The 17,363-nt window shown below is 41.0% G+C and carries 17 protein-coding genes; 3 read left to right on the top strand and 14 right to left on the bottom strand.

Annotated features, from left to right (window positions below):
• Nucleotides 1-22 precede the first annotated feature (22 nt).
• The 4 genes from pyrF to AB5Y61_RS00725 form a co-directional block, all read right to left on the bottom strand.
• A complete protein-coding gene (gene pyrF, locus AB5Y61_RS00740; RefSeq protein ID WP_003011715.1) occupies nt 23-715 on the bottom strand; it encodes an orotidine-5'-phosphate decarboxylase in 693 nt (230 codons plus the stop codon).
• 179 nt (nt 716-894) lie between these two features.
• A complete protein-coding gene (locus AB5Y61_RS00735; RefSeq protein ID WP_368402632.1) occupies nt 895-1,833 on the bottom strand; it encodes a dihydroorotate dehydrogenase in 939 nt (312 codons plus the stop codon).
• Nucleotides 1,834-1,842: 9 nt separating this feature from the next.
• Nucleotides 1,843-2,649 carry a dihydroorotate dehydrogenase electron transfer subunit gene (locus tag AB5Y61_RS00730; protein ID WP_368402631.1) on the bottom strand — a complete coding sequence of 269 codons (807 nt, stop codon included), beginning with the start codon at nt 2,647-2,649 and terminating at the stop codon, nt 1,843-1,845.
• A 185-nt stretch (nt 2,650-2,834) separates the two neighbouring features.
• Nucleotides 2,835-4,271, bottom strand: coding sequence for a DUF6688 domain-containing protein (locus AB5Y61_RS00725; RefSeq protein WP_368402630.1), 1,437 nt, complete (start codon nt 4,269-4,271; stop codon nt 2,835-2,837).
• A gap of 242 nt (nt 4,272-4,513) precedes the next feature.
• Here AB5Y61_RS00725 and AB5Y61_RS00720 point away from each other — a divergent pair, with 242 nt between their 5' ends.
• A complete protein-coding gene (locus tag AB5Y61_RS00720; RefSeq protein ID WP_003003594.1) occupies nt 4,514-5,422 on the top strand; it encodes a LysR family transcriptional regulator in 909 nt (302 codons plus the stop codon).
• 9 nt (nt 5,423-5,431) lie between these two features.
• Nucleotides 5,432-6,373, top strand: a complete 942-nt coding sequence (locus tag AB5Y61_RS00715) for a hypothetical protein (RefSeq protein WP_368402628.1) — start codon at nt 5,432-5,434, stop codon at nt 6,371-6,373.
• A gap of 42 nt (nt 6,374-6,415) precedes the next feature.
• Here the strand turns inward: AB5Y61_RS00715 and AB5Y61_RS00710 are convergent, their stop codons facing one another.
• Together AB5Y61_RS00710 and AB5Y61_RS00705 are read right to left on the bottom strand one after the other, a co-directional pair.
• Nucleotides 6,416-7,366, bottom strand: a complete 951-nt coding sequence (locus tag AB5Y61_RS00710; RefSeq protein ID WP_368402626.1) for a hypothetical protein — start codon at nt 7,364-7,366, stop codon at nt 6,416-6,418.
• A gap of 212 nt (nt 7,367-7,578) precedes the next feature.
• On the bottom strand, nt 7,579-8,544 hold the full coding sequence (locus tag AB5Y61_RS00705; RefSeq protein WP_368402624.1) for a hypothetical protein: 966 nt from the start codon (nt 8,542-8,544) through the stop codon (nt 7,579-7,581).
• Nucleotides 8,545-8,817: 273 nt separating this feature from the next.
• Here AB5Y61_RS00705 and AB5Y61_RS00700 point away from each other — a divergent pair, with 273 nt between their 5' ends.
• A complete protein-coding gene (locus AB5Y61_RS00700) occupies nt 8,818-9,762 on the top strand; it encodes a hypothetical protein (protein WP_368402623.1) in 945 nt (314 codons plus the stop codon).
• 19 nt (nt 9,763-9,781) lie between these two features.
• Here the strand turns inward: AB5Y61_RS00700 and AB5Y61_RS00695 are convergent, their stop codons facing one another.
• The 8 genes from AB5Y61_RS00695 to AB5Y61_RS00660 form a co-directional block, all read right to left on the bottom strand.
• Nucleotides 9,782-10,738: a hypothetical protein gene (locus AB5Y61_RS00695; protein WP_368402621.1), complete on the bottom strand. Its 957-nt coding sequence runs from the start codon at nt 10,736-10,738 to the stop codon at nt 9,782-9,784.
• 50 nt (nt 10,739-10,788) lie between these two features.
• Nucleotides 10,789-11,802, bottom strand: coding sequence for a hypothetical protein (locus tag AB5Y61_RS00690; protein ID WP_368402619.1), 1,014 nt, complete (start codon nt 11,800-11,802; stop codon nt 10,789-10,791).
• A 123-nt stretch (nt 11,803-11,925) separates the two neighbouring features.
• Nucleotides 11,926-12,657, bottom strand: a complete 732-nt coding sequence (locus AB5Y61_RS00685) for an NAD-dependent protein deacylase (protein ID WP_368402617.1) — start codon at nt 12,655-12,657, stop codon at nt 11,926-11,928.
• The gene (locus AB5Y61_RS00680; protein WP_368402615.1) at nt 12,658-13,425 is read right to left on the bottom strand and encodes a hypothetical protein; all 768 of its coding nucleotides are present in this window, start codon (nt 13,423-13,425) and stop codon (nt 12,658-12,660) included. It abuts the gene before it with no gap.
• Entirely contained in the window at nt 13,425-14,135 is a 711-nt protein-coding gene (gene deoD, locus AB5Y61_RS00675; protein ID WP_134974493.1) for a purine-nucleoside phosphorylase, read from the bottom strand. The genes AB5Y61_RS00680 and deoD overlap by 1 nt, the downstream gene beginning before the upstream one ends.
• A 462-nt stretch (nt 14,136-14,597) precedes the next feature.
• A complete protein-coding gene (locus AB5Y61_RS00670; protein ID WP_368402613.1) occupies nt 14,598-15,311 on the bottom strand; it encodes a type 1 glutamine amidotransferase in 714 nt (237 codons plus the stop codon).
• Nucleotides 15,308-16,540: a chloride channel protein gene (locus AB5Y61_RS00665; RefSeq protein ID WP_368402611.1), complete on the bottom strand. Its 1,233-nt coding sequence runs from the start codon at nt 16,538-16,540 to the stop codon at nt 15,308-15,310. The genes AB5Y61_RS00670 and AB5Y61_RS00665 overlap by 4 nt, the downstream gene beginning before the upstream one ends.
• A gap of 4 nt (nt 16,541-16,544) precedes the next feature.
• Nucleotides 16,545-17,354 carry a purine-nucleoside phosphorylase gene (locus tag AB5Y61_RS00660; protein ID WP_368402609.1) on the bottom strand — a complete coding sequence of 270 codons (810 nt, stop codon included), beginning with the start codon at nt 17,352-17,354 and terminating at the stop codon, nt 16,545-16,547.
• Nucleotides 17,355-17,363 lie beyond the last annotated feature (9 nt).

Raw genomic sequence — 17,363 nt, 5'->3', positions numbered from 1 at the left:
AAAGTTTCACTTTTAGTAGCTCTTACGAGTTCCACTGCCTCTTAATTTCATGGTAAGCGTCCCATGGGTTTTCTGCTTGAATAATGGGGCGTCCAACAACAATATAGTCTGATCCAATTTTATGGGCTTCTTGTGGCGTCATAACCCGTTTTTGGTCGCCGATTTCAGCTCCAGCAGGACGAATCCCTGGTGTCACACAGACAAAATCTGATGAAGTGGCATCTTTAATCAAGGCTACTTCATGGGCTGAACAGACCACGCCGTCCAAGCCAGCTTCTTGCGCCTTACGGGCATAATTAACGACTGATTCTTGAACCGTTGTTTGTATGTTTTGGCAATCACGCATGTCTTCTTCACTGGTCGAAGTCAACTGGGTTACGGCTACCAACTTAGCTCCTTCACCAAGAGCTGCTTTGGCTTCGCGCATCATCTCTACACCACCAGCTGCGTGAACCGTCACCATATCCACTCCGAAAGTACCCAATACAGACATAGCTGATTTGACTGTATTTGGGATATCGTGCAATTTTAAATCAAGGAAGATACTGTGTCCAAGCCCTTTTAGGTAGTGTACAATTTCAGGACCTACTGCATAGAAAAATTCCATACCGATTTTTACAAATAGTTTTTCATCTTCTGGAAAATGCTCTAAAAAGTGTTTGACATCCTCGAAAGCTGGGAAGTCAAGGGCAATAATAGGACGTTCTTCACGCATGGTTTTCTCCTTTTGATGGGTGACATTTTTTCCACAAAAAAACCTTGCCCGAGGCAAGGTTACACGAAAATTAGGTAGGAAAAACTACCATGATTCACCGTCTAGACCTTAGGAGCCTCTCTGGACTGCTTTAAAGGTTTTTATTTATTGTAGTACGATATTTGGGAAAAGTCAAGGATTTAGAGTAGATTTTCCCGTACATGTTTTCGGAAGTTCTTAAGGGTGTCAATACCATATCGATCCATGACCTGTGGCAGGTCTTCGATAATAGTTGGACAAGCATAAGGATCGGTAAAATTAGCAGTTCCAACTCCAATTGCTGAAGCACCTGCTATCATCATTTCAATTGCCGCTTCGGCTGAATCGACACCTCCCATTCCAATAATGGGCAGGCTAGTGGATTGGGCTACTTGGCGGATGAGTTTCAAGGCTACTGGGAAGATAGCTGGTCCTGACATCCCTCCCGTACCATTTGCAATGATCGGTTTGCCGGTCTTGAGGTCGAAGCGCATCCCGACCAAAGTGTTAATCATGGTCAAACCACTCGCTCCTGCATCTTCAGCAGCCTTGGCTACTTGGGTAATATCAGCCACACTAGGAGTCAACTTAACATAGACAGGGACGGAGGAAGCATCTACCGCCGCTTTCACAGCCGCATAGGCTAACTCGGGAACCTGCCCGATTAAGAGGCCGTTGTTGCCATGGTCTACGTTTGGACAAGAGATATTGAGTTCAATCGCTTTGACATTTGGTGCTTGCGAGATCTTCCGAGATACCGTCGCATACTCTTCGTTAGAGAAGCCAGCTACGTTGGCGATAATCGGTAAATCTGGATAATGCTGGGCCAACCAAGGGAGTTTCTCTGCTAGGACAACGTCTACGCCTGGATTTTGGAGACCAATGGCATTAAGCATGCCTGCAGGAGTCTCAGCAACACGTGGTGTCGGATTTCCAAAGCGAGCCTCAGCAGTCGTCGCCTTGATCATAATGGATCCAAGCAGATCTAAATCATAGTATTTGGCGTATTCTTGGCCAAAGCCAAAACAGCCAGAAGCTGGAATAATGGGATTTTTCAAGTCTAATCCTGGTAAGGATACGGCTAGTCGATTTGCTGTCATACGGTCCTCCTACATCACAATTGTACCAGTTTCAAAGACCGGTCCGTCTTCACACACGCGCTTATTGGCTGCTTGGCTTGCATTTTCCAGATGCACCACGCAGGCATAACAAGCTCCCATCCCACAAGCCATGCGGGATTCCATGGAAATGTAGGCCCGAGGATGGTCATGGAATTTTGCATTTACATATTTGAGCATGCCAGGGGCCCCACAGGAATAGATGGCATCAAACTCCTGGTCCATCTGGTCAACGATGGTGGAGACATATCCCTTTGTGCCATAAGATCCATCGTCAGTTGTCACAGTGACATGAGCTACCTGAGAAAGCTCTTCTTCCAAAATGACGGCTTCTTTGGTCGCAAAACCAACAACCACTTTAACTTCCACACCTTGTTGGTGGAGTTGTTTGGCCACTTGGACCAAGGGAGGCACTCCAATCCCGCCACCGATGATCAAAGCACGCGCCCCTTGACCAAGATCTTTTAGGTCAAAGCCATTTCCTTGAGGCCCCATGACACTAAGGTAGCTACCGACAGGCAAGTGAGAAAAGATGGCCGTTCCGCCTCCTTCTACCCGATAAATGAGGCGACAGGTCTGGCTGTCTAGATCAATTTCTGAGATAGAAATGGGACGGCGAAGGAGCTTGGAGTCATCCGGTACACGGATATGGAGAAACTGGCCCGGCAACATCTGTTCCACCATTTCCCCCTTCAAGACCATTGAAAAAATCCGTGGCGCAATCTCTTCTTGAGCGATTAACTCCATGTCTTCCATCATAATTTTTCCAAACCGTTTCTTACAGCTGTCACTGACCATTGGTTTCCTCTTCTTTCTTCCAGCAAAAAAGACCTCGCAAAAGCAAGGTCCCACAAATGATCAGCTAGACTCGGTCCGCTGATCTTTTTTCTGTCTTTCCTTGCAGGCCTCTCTGGACCCCTTAAAGGTTAAATTTTTTTCATTATATCGCGCTACTGGTCGCTTGTCAAGTAGAAATCGGTGACTTAAGAAGCTTTCCTGGGATCAAAATCTTCTGGGATCGGTTTGATGTATTGCATGGCGATTCGGTTTTCAGGCTTGCGATCGACTAGATAAAGAACCAGTAAAAAGAGCCATTCCAAAGGTTTCATCAGGTAATAGATCAGGTCCATAGCCCATTTCTTCTTGATATGTTTGGCAAAGGGATAACCATAGCGGTCATAATTGCGACGCAAGAAGCGATGGAATCGTGGCGTCTTTTCTTCTAGTACCTGTTCAAAGGCATTGGCAATACAAAGCTGACGATTGACAACGACTGGATGACCGTGGCGGACGCCCATCCGCTGGGGCTTTACAACTTTTTCATGCCCACCAGCCGCAACCGTACAGAGATAGTGCTCATCAATGATAAGATTCTGAGGAGGGATCTTTTGAGAGAAGGCCCAGTCAGCTGTGTTCGTCCAGGCCTTGATCATGGAATCCGGTTGCTGCCCAAAGAGCATGAGAATAAGGACGACGAGAGCAAGGGTTGGAAGAGCGACAAGGACCGCTAACCAAGGCCAGTTACGCGACTTATTTAAGAGCTGATGGAGCCATTGAAGTAGACGATTCTCATATCCTGTCTCTGTTCGATCTTGCTGCCACTCCCTGATACGAACCCACAAGAGATGAATGGAATAGATCAATAAGAAAAAGGTGTGAAAACTTGCTACCTGCAGTTGATTATCGAAAACTAAGAGAAGAACCACACCTCCTAGAATGCCACTGATGCAGAAGACATTTGCTAACGGCGAGAGAGAGTTCGCATCCCGGTAGGAATAGATAATCAAGGCTAGTAAAGTAAGAGCTGCAAAGGTAAAGAAGGTTGGATAGGCACCTGACCAAATCAGGGCATGCTTCTGAGAATTGATCAAAGGCTCATTCCATTCGTAAAAGGTCATTTCCTTGACGATGTAAATGAAAATCGCTTCGAGAAAGCAACCAAAGAGACCAAACCAAAGAACAATTGTAGGCTGTTGCTTTTTCTTTTTGACAGGCTTAGGACTAGGTGATTCTTGCCTTTCTTTCATAAGGAATGCGTCATCTTCTCTTGTCCCTTCTCCTTCCTTTGGCCCTCCATCTTCAAACAAATCCGGATCTTTGAGAGCTTCTTCCTCTGCTTCTTTGAACTGGAGGCTAGACCACCGACCGATCCCATAAATGATGACAAAAATATTGGGAATAAAGAGTGCTACGGTTAGACCGTAGGGCAAGATCTTCATGGTAAAGGCAATGATCTCCCAAAAACTAAATTGGATAAATGGATCCGATAGAGCATAGATCGACTGACTAATGACCAAATAGATGTAAAAGGCTAATAGAATCAGAGCATTGGTCACAAAATTGATCTGTAACAGACCGGCTGTGAAATGCGTTTCCAAATCCTTATCCTTTTTCTTATACCAGGAAACTAGTTTTTTCATATGTTCTCCTCAATCAATTTTTTACCATTCTATCAATCAGCTCTCACCTTAAGCAAGGCAAAACTGTAATTTTCCATCAAAATCAGTCCTCAGATGGAGATTTTGTTTCCAATTTTCTATTTTTAATTATTCGATCTAGCCTACTTCCTATTACCTACCTCAGCCTGTCTTATTCTCTCATACAGTCCTTGAAAGACCACATTTTACGGGAAAAACGCGCTATTTTATGTTAAAATAAAAGCATGAGAATACAACAATTACAATACATTATCAAAATCGTCGAAACCGGCTCTATGAATGAGGCCGCAAAACAACTCTTCATCACGCAACCTAGCCTTTCCAATGCCGTTAAGGACTTGGAAAATGAGATGGGAATTGAAATCTTTATCCGGAATCCTAAAGGGATCACTTTGACCCGCGATGGGATGGAGTTCCTCTCTTATGCCCGCCAGGTGGTGGAGCAGATTGACCTCTTGTCCGAGCGCTATAAAAATCCTGTGGGTTCTCGTGAGCTTTTCAGTGTCTCTTCACAGCACTACGCCTTCGTTGTTGAGGCCTTCGTTTCACTATTGAAGAAAAGCGACATGGAAAAATACGAGCTCTTCCTACGGGAGACGCGGACTTGGGAGATCATCGATGACGTCAAGAATTTCCGAAGCGAAGTTGGCGTCCTCTTTTTGAATAGCTACAACCGGGATGTCCTCTCTAAGATGCTAGATGATAATCACCTGATTGCCACCCACCTCTTTACAGCGCAACCTCATATCTTTGTCAGCAAGACCAATCCTCTTGCCAAGAAAGAGATTGTCCACTTGTCTGATCTGGAAGATTTCCCATACCTTAGCTATGACCAAGGAACCCATAACTCCTTCTACTTCTCAGAAGAGATCCTCTCTCAAGAGCATCATAAGAAATCCATCGTCGTCAGTGACCGGGCGACCCTCTTTAATCTCTTGATTGGTCTGGATGGCTACACCATTGCGACCGGGATCCTCAACAGCAATCTCAACGGGAATAACATCGTCTCCATTCCCCTTGATATCGAAGACCCGATCGAGCTGGTCTACATCAAACATGAAAAAACAGCCCTCTCAAAAATGGGAGAAAAATTCATCGAGTACTTGCTTGAGGAAGTGAAGTTTGATAAGTAAGGAGGCGAAATGAAGATAAAGAAAATCTTAATCATTGCTGCTATTTCAATCGTTATTGGCCTCATTGCATTTTTTAATTTCTATCCCATACCTACTCTTTTTGAGTTTAGTCCTCATGTTTCTATAAAGTCTGAAATAAATGGCCATATGGACGCTAAACATCCAGCAAAAAATTTCAAAGAGGCTGAAAATCGTTATTACGTCGAGTTTTCAATTGATGACGTTCACTCTATATCTAGTAATGAACTTAAAATTTTAGATCAGAATAATAAAAAACAAGCCATCTTAGAATTAGAAGATAAACGAGATGATAAATACGGCTTCTGGTTTGCCGGTAAGCCGGACACAAAATACAAGTTAGTCTACACTGATATTTATTCGGATACCAAAGCGGAGTCTAATTTCACTACTCCTTCTAACAATTCCAACTTCTCAGAGGTCAATAAGGTTGGTCAAAAATTATTAAAAAAGAGGGTGGAGGAAAACATCAGAGACCGTTTGATCGAAAATATCAAGGATAATTGGAAGTATATAGATATTTATTATACTCCAACAGAAAAAGAGATAAAAGCCATTGCAGATGCATATTGGGATACCATGATAAAACCTTGGTATGATCATTCTCAATTTAAACTATCAGCCGCCAATGATTCCTCCTATGAATTTGAAATGGATTTTCAATGGTCGGCTCCTGATATGGATGAACTGAATAAAATCATCGACCAACGAGAATCTCAATTAAAAAATGAGTTCAAAAATGATCCTAAAAAGGTTTACCAAACAATTATTTCTGAACTACCAACAATGATCAAAGAAATGCCAAGGTTTAAGAAAACGGAAGATAAGGCAACTTTACACTTTGATCGTGCCGACATAGATTCTGAAATTCCTACGGTAGACATCGATAATTTCAGGAAAACGACAGATCCTCTCGAAGATCTCATGGTATAATCAACAACAAACTCCAACTAGTATTACTAGCTGGAGTTTTGCTTATTTATTAAGAATTTCTGAAGTATATTCTGTTTTATCTGTGTAAGTTTTTGATTTTGACGCTACTCTTACACCTTCACTATTTCGATTTTCATCTGGTAAAATATAGGTATCTGTGATCGTAGTTTTAAATGTATTTCCTGTTGGGCTGACTCCTAGTGGAAGATTGCTTAATTGATCAGTATAAAATAATTTATAAAAATAATAATTTTGTGAAACAGATAAATTATCATAACTAGAATAAAAACTTCTATCCCAATAATTCTTTTGAGTGGATTGGTTATAAGCATCAAAGAATTCTTGTTTTTCCTTGGATGAACTTGATTTTGTTTGTAAAAAGAATACAGGGCGGAAATAATCAAAATCAGGATCACCACCATACTGATAGTAAGTTTGGAGCTTGCCGTTCTTTGGATTTTTCACTTGGAATTGTATAACCGTATTTGCCTCAGGAATTTGAAACAAGGTATCCCCTTGGTATAGCATTAGAAGAGTAGAGAGTGTATCACGGTGCTTTTCACCTAGAAGCTGTAATTTAGGGAAGCGATATGATAGTTTTTGATATAATTTACTGTCCACATTCATCTGACTAAATGCAGGACCAATTCGACCTGTTACTAAGGGAATATCAGCCTTAGTCTTGTCGGTAAAGGTCACATGTAATATTGGGTCATTACGATATCTGTCTATATCTGTTCGTATGGTCTCTTTCCATTTTCCATCTGTAGGCCTTTGCTCTTTTGTATCGTGGATAATTTCAATATTAATATCTTTGATAATCTTTTTCTGGGGCTTGATTTTACTAACTTTGTATTTATATACTTTGTGATAAGTAAACTCTGAATCAAACCACTCTGGCTTGATATAATACCGAAGCCCCATGTAGATAATCGTCAAGGCCGCTATCAAACTAAGTACGATAGATCTCTTTTTAAGTTTTAACTTCTTCATCTTCACCTCCTGAAAAATGATGTGATAATAATAGAACTCCATTCCATTAAACCATAATCACTTGCTTTTTTCAAAGTTTAGACTAAGTTTTGAAATGAAACAAATTTGAATCAATACATATTGGAATACCTTTATATACCACTATAGATTTCTTAAGAGAAATATAACCTAAAAAAATAACTCCAGATCGTGTTTGTGATCTGGAGTTGGTTTTACTTCTGGTTAAGAACTTCTTTTACAAATTGGTCTTTGTTTTCCTCTGTATAAGTTTTTGATCTAGATTGAACTCGAATTCCCTTTTTAGTGTCGTTCTGACCATCTATAACATAGGTATCTGTGATAGTCGTCTTAAATTTATTACCTGTCATCCTAAGATAAATTGGTAGGTTCTCGAACCGTTCAGAATAAAATAATTGAGACTTATACCACTCTGCCTCAATATTTAACCGATTATTAAATATGCTATCAGAATTATAAAGACTTCGGTTCCAAAAATTTATCCTATCATTAGGTCGATAGTCATCAAAAAATTCTTGGCGTTCTTTTGCTGAATTTTTCTTATCTTGTAAAAAATATACTGGTGGAAAAACATTAGACTTTGGTGCAACACCGTATTCATAGTATGTTTGAAGTTTATGAGTTTTGGGATTTTTTAACTGGAAACTTGTAACTACATATTGATTATCAATATTTTGATAGATCGTATCTCCCTGATACATCATCAGATAGCTTCTAAACCCTCTACCATCACCTTGCTCAATTCCTGGAAAACGAAGTGATAACTTTTCAAATTGTTTATAATTATCGTTATCCGATTGAAACAGATAACCAGTTTTATATTCATCAAATAAAATATCTAATTTAGTTTTATCACTAAAGGTTAGATGTAAAATACTATAATGCCAATTCCCATCAGTTTTTATATCTGTTCTTGTAGATTCTTTCCATTGACCGTCCACAGATTTATTTTTTCCAAAATGAATAAACTCGATATGAATATCCTGTAAGGTTTTCTTCTGGCTCTTTTTATAAGCAACTTTTATATTGTATACTTTATGATAAATATGTTCTGAATCAAACCATTCCGGCTTGATATAATACCGAAGGCCAATATATCCAATAAACAAACTGACCAACGCAAAAAAGATTTGTTTATCATTAATCTTTAACTTCTTCATCGTCACCTCCTGAAAAATGATGTGATAATAATAGAACTCCATTCCATTAAACCATAATCATACACTTTTTTCAAAATTTAGACTAATATTGAAATGAACGATCTTGAATCTCTATTCTTTTAAGTTCAAGACAATGATTCAGTTGCACGTGAGGTTTCAAGGTAACGATAGCTATTCTGCATCACCTATGATAAAATAGAGTTTAATCTGCTGCTATTAAGGTGCTGTTTAAACAGATACCTATTAGAATATCACACTGTTATTGGAGGTTGGATGAGTAAAAAAGTTAAGAAAAGACTGATATGGATTTCATCGATTCTGATTCCTATTTTGCTTCTTATTTACTTTTTAAGTCCATCTATCAGCGTTGAAACGGTTGGTAATGGTTTATTTGAAAAAGAGCAAAATACCTCAAATTTTCAAAAATCAAACGAGATGTATTTTGTAACTGTTTCAGAAAAAAATCTTGAGGATTACTCTACTGAAAAAATAAGCCTTGTGGATGAAAAGAATCAAGAAATCACCATTCAGAAGAAAGAATGGTCTTCAGAAGGAAAAAACGTCTTATGGTTCTATGGTAAGCCCCATTCCAACTATAAGCTGGTTTATCTCATTCAAAAGAATGATGAAACTGATAAAACCGTTCTTCAAAAGACCTTTACGACTTCTGATAAACCGTCTAATCTAGAAGATGTAAACCAAATTGTTGAGAAGAAAGTAAAGGATGAATTCAACAAGAAAATAAAAAATAGTATTCTTAATAAGACAAAGGAAATGACTAAATCTATAAACCTATACTACACCCCTAGTCAAAAAGAATTAGAATCCATTCAACAGGCTTACACGGAAACTTTTATCACTGATTTATCTGATTATAAAATACATATGGATACTGCTACTTCTGACGGTTATTCTTTCACAGTTACTTCTAAATGGTCTGAACCTGACATAAATGATCTCAATCGAAGAATCGATGAGCGGGAAAATCAATTAAAACAGGAAGTTGGTCACGACTATACCCAATTATACAAACGAATCATTGACGAACTACCAGATTTGATCAGACAAACACCTAAAACTACCACTATAAAGGAAAACAAAAGCATCTTTAAAGTTGGAAGAATCTATCCAAAAGCTATCGCCAAGAGTTATAATTTTTCTGAACTCAATCTTCTTGACAATGACTTGGGAGATCCTATCTTAAAAATCCTTCTGTAAAAACAAGTCCAAATGATTTTCATTTGGACTTGTTTTGATTTGGTATTAAAATTTCAGTAATATATTCATCTTTATTCGATTCGGTGTAAGTTTTCGAAGTGGACCAAGCTTTATAAACACCATCATCATCTCCATAGTCTACCATAGTGTAAGTGATTGTCATATTTAACTGGTTACCAGTTGGCATCAAATTTAATGGTAGATTTGAGAATTCATCCGAATAATAAAGCCGGTATCCATAATTATCTATATGAGCGTCTAATTCAGCACTAAGATAGTTTAACCAGTCAACATAATTTCTATTTTCTCTTTTCTCAGCATCCTCCAAAAGCTCTGTCATATCTGATGTTGCATGCTGAGTCTTCTGTTGCACAAAAAAAATTGGGAAAATACTTTTTTGTGTTTCTGTGCCATATTTATAATAGGTTTGATTGGTCTTAATTATTGGATCTTCAAACTGAAAACTAACTATTTTTTGCATATACGTATCCTGGTAGAGAGTGTCATTTGGATAAATCATCAACACTGTTTCAAGTACTTTATCTTGATGACCACTCTGAACACCAGGAAATCGGGAGAGCAGTTTTTGGTACAAGTCACTTTTTAACATATTGTCACTAAATGCTGGACCCTCATTAGAAGTTTGAATTGGGATATCAGCCTTCGTATTATCTGTGAAAGTCACATGCATGATGGGCGTTAATTTTCTGTCAATATTTTTTCTAGTTGACTCAACCCAGTTGGCTTCCCATGGGATGGAAATATCCTTTCGATAGAAAAATTCAATATTGATAGACTGAATGATCTTCTTTTGTTTTTTGAGTTCTTTCAGCTTATAATTTTTTATTCTATGGTAGATATGTTCTGAATCAAACCACTCTGGTCTCAGGTAATACCGAATACCAATATAGCCAATAAACAAACAAACTAAAGCAAGAAAGATGTGCTTATCTTTAATTAGCTTTTCTTTCTTCATCGTCACCTCCAAAAATTGATTCTCCTATCAAAATAGATCTCACCTGAATCTTACTTATGTTCCTTTTCATACCTTGCTAGATCATTAATATCTTTGAACTCCCTTAGTTTACCAAGGACTTCTTGCACGTATTCCTCTTTATTTTTCTCTGTATAGGTTTTTGTGGCTGTCCGCACTTTCATCTGATCATTTTGATCAGGTTTTATCAGCTGCGTACGAGTGACGGTTGTTTTAAATTCAGAACCTGTGAGATCTATTTTCAGAGGGAGATTTGATAGAGAATCTGAATAGAACCATTTATAATAGTGAAATTGATATGGGTAGGTGCTCGTCAACTCTTTAGGGAAGGGATCGACTCCCCGATCCCAGTATCCCTTCCAACTGTTATGGTAATCATCATAAAAAGATTGCATGTCTGCTTGACTCACATCTTTTTTAGTTTTTACAAACACTGGAGAATCTGTTTTCTCTGGCAAATAACCATATTCATAGTAGGTTTGTAACTTTCCTGTTTTTGGATTCTTTAGGTCAAAACGCGTAACAGCTTCTGTTTCAGGAGCTTGATAGAGGGTGTCCCCGACATACATCATTCCACTAAAATAAGCAAAGGAATAATTTCGATTATACTCTGTACTGAATTTCGGGAATCTAGGGAGCATTTTCACCTCAAATTTATCATTGCGATCTAAATCCCGACTAAATGTTGGACCTAAACGAAAGGCCTTTTGTAGCGAGATTCTGATTTTTGAGCCATCTTCTAACACGGCATGTAAAATAACGTCTCCACCGTCATAAGGACCAATATCAGACCGAAGATCTTCCGACCAAGTTAATCCATCAGGAACAGCAGCCTTATCGTCGTATATAAACTCAAGATTAATTTCTTTCACTTTTGCTTTTTTGGGCTTGATCGTCTCTGATTTGTAGTTGTAAACTCTAATATACTGATAATTATTATCAAACAAACCAGGATCAACAGATGTTTTCAAATAGTGATAAAGTCCAAAAAAGGATAGTCCTAAAACTACCAAAATAAGTGGTAATATTTTTTTAAACTTCTTCATCTTCACCTCCTACGAAAATTTATTTTATTATATCATAATCAACTACATTCTTATAGCTCTAGTCAAAAGGGAGACATAAAAACACCTGAAACAAGTGGATTACCACTTATCTCAGGTGTTCTTTTATTGTCTTAATTGTGAAAATACTTCCCCAATCTTTCCTTCGATAACCAGGTCTGCTTGCTTGTCTTGTGGGATACTGGTTTTATTGATGACAACCAGCTTCTTCCCTTGGAAATACTGGATCAAGCTGGCTGCTGGGTAGACCACAAGTGAGGTCCCGCCGATAATGAGAAGATCGGCTGCCTGTATGGCTTGGGCCGCTTGGCTAAAGACCTCCATATCGAGAGGCTCCTCGTAAAGAGTCACATCTGGTTTGACCACCTTACCACAGTCCAAACAGTGTGGAACCGGGCCTTCCAAAGCTAGAAAGGCCTCTAAATCATAAAATCGCTGGCAACCCGTACAGTAATTACGGTCAGCACTACCATGGAGTTTCAAGACTTTCTTAGACCCCGCCATTTCATGGAGACTATCGATATTTTGTGTCACGATTGCCTTGAGCTTACCGGTCTCTTCAAGCCGAGCCAGATACTGATGGGCAGCATTGGGCTTGGCATCTGGGTAGAGTAGGTATTTCTTGTAAAAGTCGAAAAAGTCCTCTGGATAGCGCTCAAACATGGTATGGGAGACCAATTGCTCAGCTGTCAAATGCCGCCCTACCTGAACGCTATAGACACCGTCTGAGCTTCGAAAATCTGGAATATTTGACTCCGTGGAAACTCCTGCACCACCGAAAAAAACGATCCGTTGACTCTGGTCAATCATCTCCTGTAATTGAGCAATCTTATCCATCTACTTCTCCTTTAGTAGCTCTTCCATCACAGCATTGGCCTGATCAAAATAAAAGTTAGCTTGATCATAATGAATTCCTGTGTAGCTTGCAAGGTCAATCAAATTCTTCATAAAATCCTGAGAAGAGAAACCCGTCGTCCGATGGAGCTCTTCTTCATCAAAGGGCTTGATCAAGTGGGCCAGGGGGTTGCGAACTGATTTTTCTAACTCCCGCAATTGTTGGGCCGCAACTTTGACGCTATCTGGCAAGTCCAACTGGACAATCAACTCCGTTAAACTGGATGAATTGACCACACTTTCGCTGTGGAATTGCTGCAGGATAGGATTGTCTGACGCATGCAGACTCTCAAACTTCCAACGGTCATAACTGGATTCCTTGGAGTTATGGATATAGTTGGTAATATCAGGAATTTTCAACTGAATCAATCGCATAAAGATCCGGTAGATGGCAGGGCTAACGGCACGAACAAAGTCAATAATCTGTTCATTTCTCAACTTCGCTTCGAGATCATAAAGGTAGTTGGCCAACTGTTCATCTTCTTGATCTTCATGCCAAAAAAGCTGAAAACCAGTCGCTTCTAGCAACTCGGTTCTCAACTTTTGATTCATGACGGGTTGGATATTGAGCTCTCGACGCTCCGCCATTAACTGCAGTAAGCTCACCAACAAATCCGGTACTTCTTCCTGCTGCTTGATAGAGCGCAGAGCCCGGCTGTAGTGATAAGTTTGGAGATCGTAGAGCCACTCATCATGAAGGTATTCTGTCATTAGTCTGCAATCAAGGTCTCAAGACCAACTTTCATCATGTCTGTGAACGTATTTTGACGTTCTTCAGCAGTTGTATCCTCATCTGGATTAACCAAACTGTCTGAAATCGTCATGATAGCCAGCGCATCGACATGGTGTTGGGCGGCAAGATAGTAAAGAGCCGCTGCTTCCATTTCTACAGCTTTCACACCCCATTTACCAAGCTCGATGTTCTTTTCACCATAGTTTGAATAGAAAACGTCTGATGACAAGACATTTCCGACGTGGGTTGTCATACCGAGGTCTTTGGCAATGTGGTAAGCCTTGTCCAAAAGATCAAAGCTAGCGATTTGAGGAAAATCAAATTGAGGCCAGTCATTGCGAATGATGTTGGAGTTGGTTGCGGCTGCTTGCGCCAAGACCAATTCACGGACATGGACATCCTCGTTCAAAGAACCAGCAGTTCCTACACGGATCAATTTCTTCACGCCGTAGTCGACGATCAACTCACGCGCATAAATAGAGATCGATGGCATCCCCATCCCAGTTCCCATGACAGAAACACGGTGACCCTTGTAAGTCCCTGTGTAACCAAACATGTTACGCACTTCGTTAAAACAAACAGCGTCTTCAAGGAAATTCTCAGCAATAAATTTCGCACGAAGAGGATCCCCAGGAAGAAGAATTTTATCAGCAATTTCGCCATGCTTAGCAGCAATATGGATAGACATAATTAAGATATAAAGGGCGACAGAGAACAAAGTAAAAATAGGAAACTGACGACGCATCGTAGATGCTAGACAGTTTATCTTTTTTACACAGTTCTCCGCCCGTATTCAGTTCAGCGAATACGGTAAACCCATCCTTTCTTTTTTTATTGAGTAATTTGGAGAGCGACCAGAAAGCGACTGAAAATTAGGAATCTGACGAGAAATCCTGATTTCTCAGTCAGATTATCTATTTTCCGAGCTTTCCGCTCGTGTTCAAATCAGAACACATGCTCTACCTTTCTATAAGATACCAAGCCCGTAAAAAGCAAAGTGAAAATAGGAGATTGTCGCGGAAAGTACTGGACTTGCAAGACAATCGATCTTTTTCACACAGCTTTTAGGGCGGGTTCAATTTAATATTGTTTTGAAAGTCATGGCTTGCCCGGGTTCAATTTAAACCCGAACTAGCCTTCCTTTCATTTTTTATTTTGTTAATGAATCCAAAAACGCATAGAGTTTGGCATTCATTTCTCGATAAGAGTAAGCACGAATGGCTTCAGTTTTTTGAACAAAGGTCAGTTTTTGACTTTGTTCTTCCAAAACATCTTCACCGTCTGCAGCAATCAAGAGATCGACTGCTTCTGGATCAAATTCCAAGTGAGCTTGGAATGCATAGTGTTTCGGACTGAAGCGAATAATCTGACGTGGACAACCTTGACTGGTCGCAAGAACGACAGCATCCTCTGTCAATCCTGGCATATCGCCATGCCAGTGGCCGGTTTCAAGAGTTTCTCCCAACAAGCGGACATGCAGATCTGTTAGACCATCTGGTGTCAAGGTCACAGGATAAACCCCAATCTCACGTTCCGGACTGTGCTCATACTTCGCTCCATAAGCAACAGACAGGAGCTGCGCCCCCAGACAGACCCCAACAATGTAACGATCTGCCTTCATGGCTTTTTGAATCAACTCGATCTCTGCCTGAGGATCGTAGTATGGAAAAGCTTCCCGATCTTCATCTGGCGATTGAGGTCCTCCCATTACGATCAAAAAGTCGATCTCATCCACAGTCTCAGGTAGGACTTCATTCTCATAGACTTTGGTCGTGGTCACCTGATGACCACGCTCCTGCGCCCATTTTAGATAAGCGCCCGGCACTTCAAATGTCTCATGCAGTACAAAATGTACCTTCATCATCTCTTCTCCCATCTCATTCGAATCACGTAAGACACACCTGTTGCAAGTACAAGCGGAATAGACAAATTCCAAGTTTGCCCTGTAAATCCAAGGCTCAGCGCAATGGCTGTCAGAGGAGCTTCTAGGGTCGTCCCTAAAAAGACGGTCGCTCCAAGTAACATCCCTAAAGCAGGATCCAGATGAATCCCAAGGACTGTCAAAAGTAAGGTCACTAGGTAGCCAGATCCAATCCCTAAGGCAAATGATGGTGTCAAGGTCCCTCCATAGGCACCATTGCGCAAGAGGAGATAAACCAGAAGCCCCTTCACTGCAAGAGTCAGTGGAAGATAAGGAATCGACTGGCTAGACAAGAGAGCTTGCGCTAGTACCTGGCCATTTCCCATAAAGATAGGGAAAAAGGCTACTAGGCTCCCCAGCACTAGAAAGGCTAGAGGAAGAGCCCAAAGAATCGTTCTATCCTTCCGCCGTTTGTGACTAGCCCGCTTGGCGAGGAAAGCAAAGACCAGAGCCAAGGGAGTGACCAAGAAAGCAATCACAATAGCCTGTAAGAAGCTGCTAGCCGACCATGAAACTGCGGACAGGTGATAAATGGCCTCCTGACCAACGATGGACTGAGCGACCCAGGTGGCCAGATAAGTGCTGGTCAAAACCAGTAGAAAGTTCTGCCAACTGTAGGCGAGTCCTAAGGTCTCAAAGACAAATAAGCTACTGGCAAAGGGGACCTGATAGACCGCAGCCAAACCAGCTCCAGCCCCACAGGCGATCAAGACTTTTCGCTCTTTAAGAGCTAGAGAAAAACCTTTCGCCAAACGACCAGCTAGAAGAGCCCCGACCTCACGTGGGGCTCCTTCTTTTCCGACCGATGCACCTGCTCCGACAATCGCCACCTGCATCCCTGCATGAAGGAGGTGGGGGAAGGGCGCTGGATCCCTGTCTCCAGCTAGGTCAATTTGCTGGCGAATAGACAGGATCTTATAACGCCTTTGCAGGACATACCAGAAGCCAGCTGCCAAGCACCCAGTCACACATAAGACCAAAAATCTACGAAATCCTCCAGCTTCTTGGAATTGCTGGAGCAAATCCGAACTAGCTTGGCCAAAGGCCAGTCCTTGCACCCCTTCTAGTAGATAATGGCAGGCAATGCCGACCAGACCCGTCCCTATTCCCAAGGATAAAGTAGCTAGAAGCAACCTCAGCCCGTAGGGCAGCCTTTGGAGTCGCACTTTCATTGGATTAGAGTTCAGCAAGAATCGCTTTTAGCAATCCTTTGAAGTCGCCTTTGACGCGCTCTGTCACTTCTACTACTTCTTCGTGGTTGAGCTCTTCTTGGAAACCAGCCGCAAAGTTGGTAATACATGAAATACCAAGAACCTTCAAGCCAGAGTGTGCTGCAACGATGACTTCAGGAACAGTTGACATACCGACAGCATCTGCACCAAGAGTCTTAAACGCACGGATTTCAGCTGGAGTTTCGTAGGTAGGACCAGTCACACCGATATAAACCCCATCATCCAATTTGATACCCAATTTGTCTACTACTTTATGAGCAGTCTCACGATATTCTGGAGTGTAGGCTTTCGACATATCTGGGAAACGTGGACCAAAGTCATCCAAGTTTTCACCGATCAATGGGTTTTGACCAGTCATATTGATGTGGTCTGTGATAGCCATCAAAGTACCAGGACCAAAGCCGATACCACCGGCAGCATTTGTAACAAGAACCCCTTCACATCCCAAAACTTTCATGACACGAACTGGGAAAGTCACCACTTCTAGTGGGTTTCCTTCGTAGAAATGGAAACGTCCTTGAAGGGCCAAAACCTTACGTCCAGCAAGATCACCATAGACCAATTTACCAGCATGGCCGACAACCGTTGAACGACCCCAGTTTGGAATTTCAGAGTAGTCTACTACGACTGGATTTTCGATTTCTTCAGCCAGTTCTCCAAGACCTGATCCAAGGATCAAGCCAAACTCAGGTGCTTCCATTCCTTTGCCTTTCAAAAAAGCAGCTGTTTCATTGATTTTTGCTAATAATGTCATTGCATATCT

The sequence above is a fragment of the Streptococcus parasanguinis genome, assembly GCF_040908565.1.
Taxonomy (GTDB): domain Bacteria; phylum Bacillota; class Bacilli; order Lactobacillales; family Streptococcaceae; genus Streptococcus; species Streptococcus parasanguinis_AC.
This window is presented reverse-complemented; position numbering and strand designations above follow the sequence as displayed.

Excerpts from the sequence above, each read along its gene's own strand:
- pyrF (WP_003011715.1), bottom strand. The coding sequence starts at position 715 with ATGCGTGAAGAACGTCCTATTATTGCCCTTGACTTCCCAGCTTTCGAG.
- AB5Y61_RS00735 (WP_368402632.1), bottom strand. The coding sequence starts at position 1,833 with ATGACAGCAAATCGACTAGCCGTATCCTTACCAGGATTAGACTTGAAA.
- AB5Y61_RS00730 (WP_368402631.1), bottom strand. The coding sequence starts at position 2,649 with ATGGTCAGTGACAGCTGTAAGAAACGGTTTGGAAAAATTATGATGGAA.
- AB5Y61_RS00725 (WP_368402630.1), bottom strand. The coding sequence starts at position 4,271 with ATGAAAAAACTAGTTTCCTGGTATAAGAAAAAGGATAAGGATTTGGAA.
- AB5Y61_RS00720 (WP_003003594.1), top strand. The coding sequence starts at position 4,514 with ATGAGAATACAACAATTACAATACATTATCAAAATCGTCGAAACCGGC.
- AB5Y61_RS00715 (WP_368402628.1), top strand. The coding sequence starts at position 5,432 with ATGAAGATAAAGAAAATCTTAATCATTGCTGCTATTTCAATCGTTATT.
- AB5Y61_RS00710 (WP_368402626.1), bottom strand. The coding sequence starts at position 7,366 with ATGAAGAAGTTAAAACTTAAAAAGAGATCTATCGTACTTAGTTTGATA.
- AB5Y61_RS00705 (WP_368402624.1), bottom strand. The coding sequence starts at position 8,544 with ATGAAGAAGTTAAAGATTAATGATAAACAAATCTTTTTTGCGTTGGTC.
- AB5Y61_RS00700 (WP_368402623.1), top strand. The coding sequence starts at position 8,818 with ATGAGTAAAAAAGTTAAGAAAAGACTGATATGGATTTCATCGATTCTG.
- AB5Y61_RS00695 (WP_368402621.1), bottom strand. The coding sequence starts at position 10,738 with ATGAAGAAAGAAAAGCTAATTAAAGATAAGCACATCTTTCTTGCTTTA.
- AB5Y61_RS00690 (WP_368402619.1), bottom strand. The coding sequence starts at position 11,802 with ATGAAGAAGTTTAAAAAAATATTACCACTTATTTTGGTAGTTTTAGGA.
- AB5Y61_RS00685 (WP_368402617.1), bottom strand. The coding sequence starts at position 12,657 with ATGGATAAGATTGCTCAATTACAGGAGATGATTGACCAGAGTCAACGG.
- AB5Y61_RS00680 (WP_368402615.1), bottom strand. The coding sequence starts at position 13,425 with ATGACAGAATACCTTCATGATGAGTGGCTCTACGATCTCCAAACTTAT.
- deoD (WP_134974493.1), bottom strand. The coding sequence starts at position 14,135 with ATGTCTATCCATATTGCTGCTAAGCATGGCGAAATTGCTGATAAAATT.
- AB5Y61_RS00670 (WP_368402613.1), bottom strand. The coding sequence starts at position 15,311 with ATGATGAAGGTACATTTTGTACTGCATGAGACATTTGAAGTGCCGGGC.
- AB5Y61_RS00665 (WP_368402611.1), bottom strand. The coding sequence starts at position 16,540 with ATGAAAGTGCGACTCCAAAGGCTGCCCTACGGGCTGAGGTTGCTTCTA.
- AB5Y61_RS00660 (WP_368402609.1), bottom strand. The coding sequence starts at position 17,354 with ATGACATTATTAGCAAAAATCAATGAAACAGCTGCTTTTTTGAAAGGC.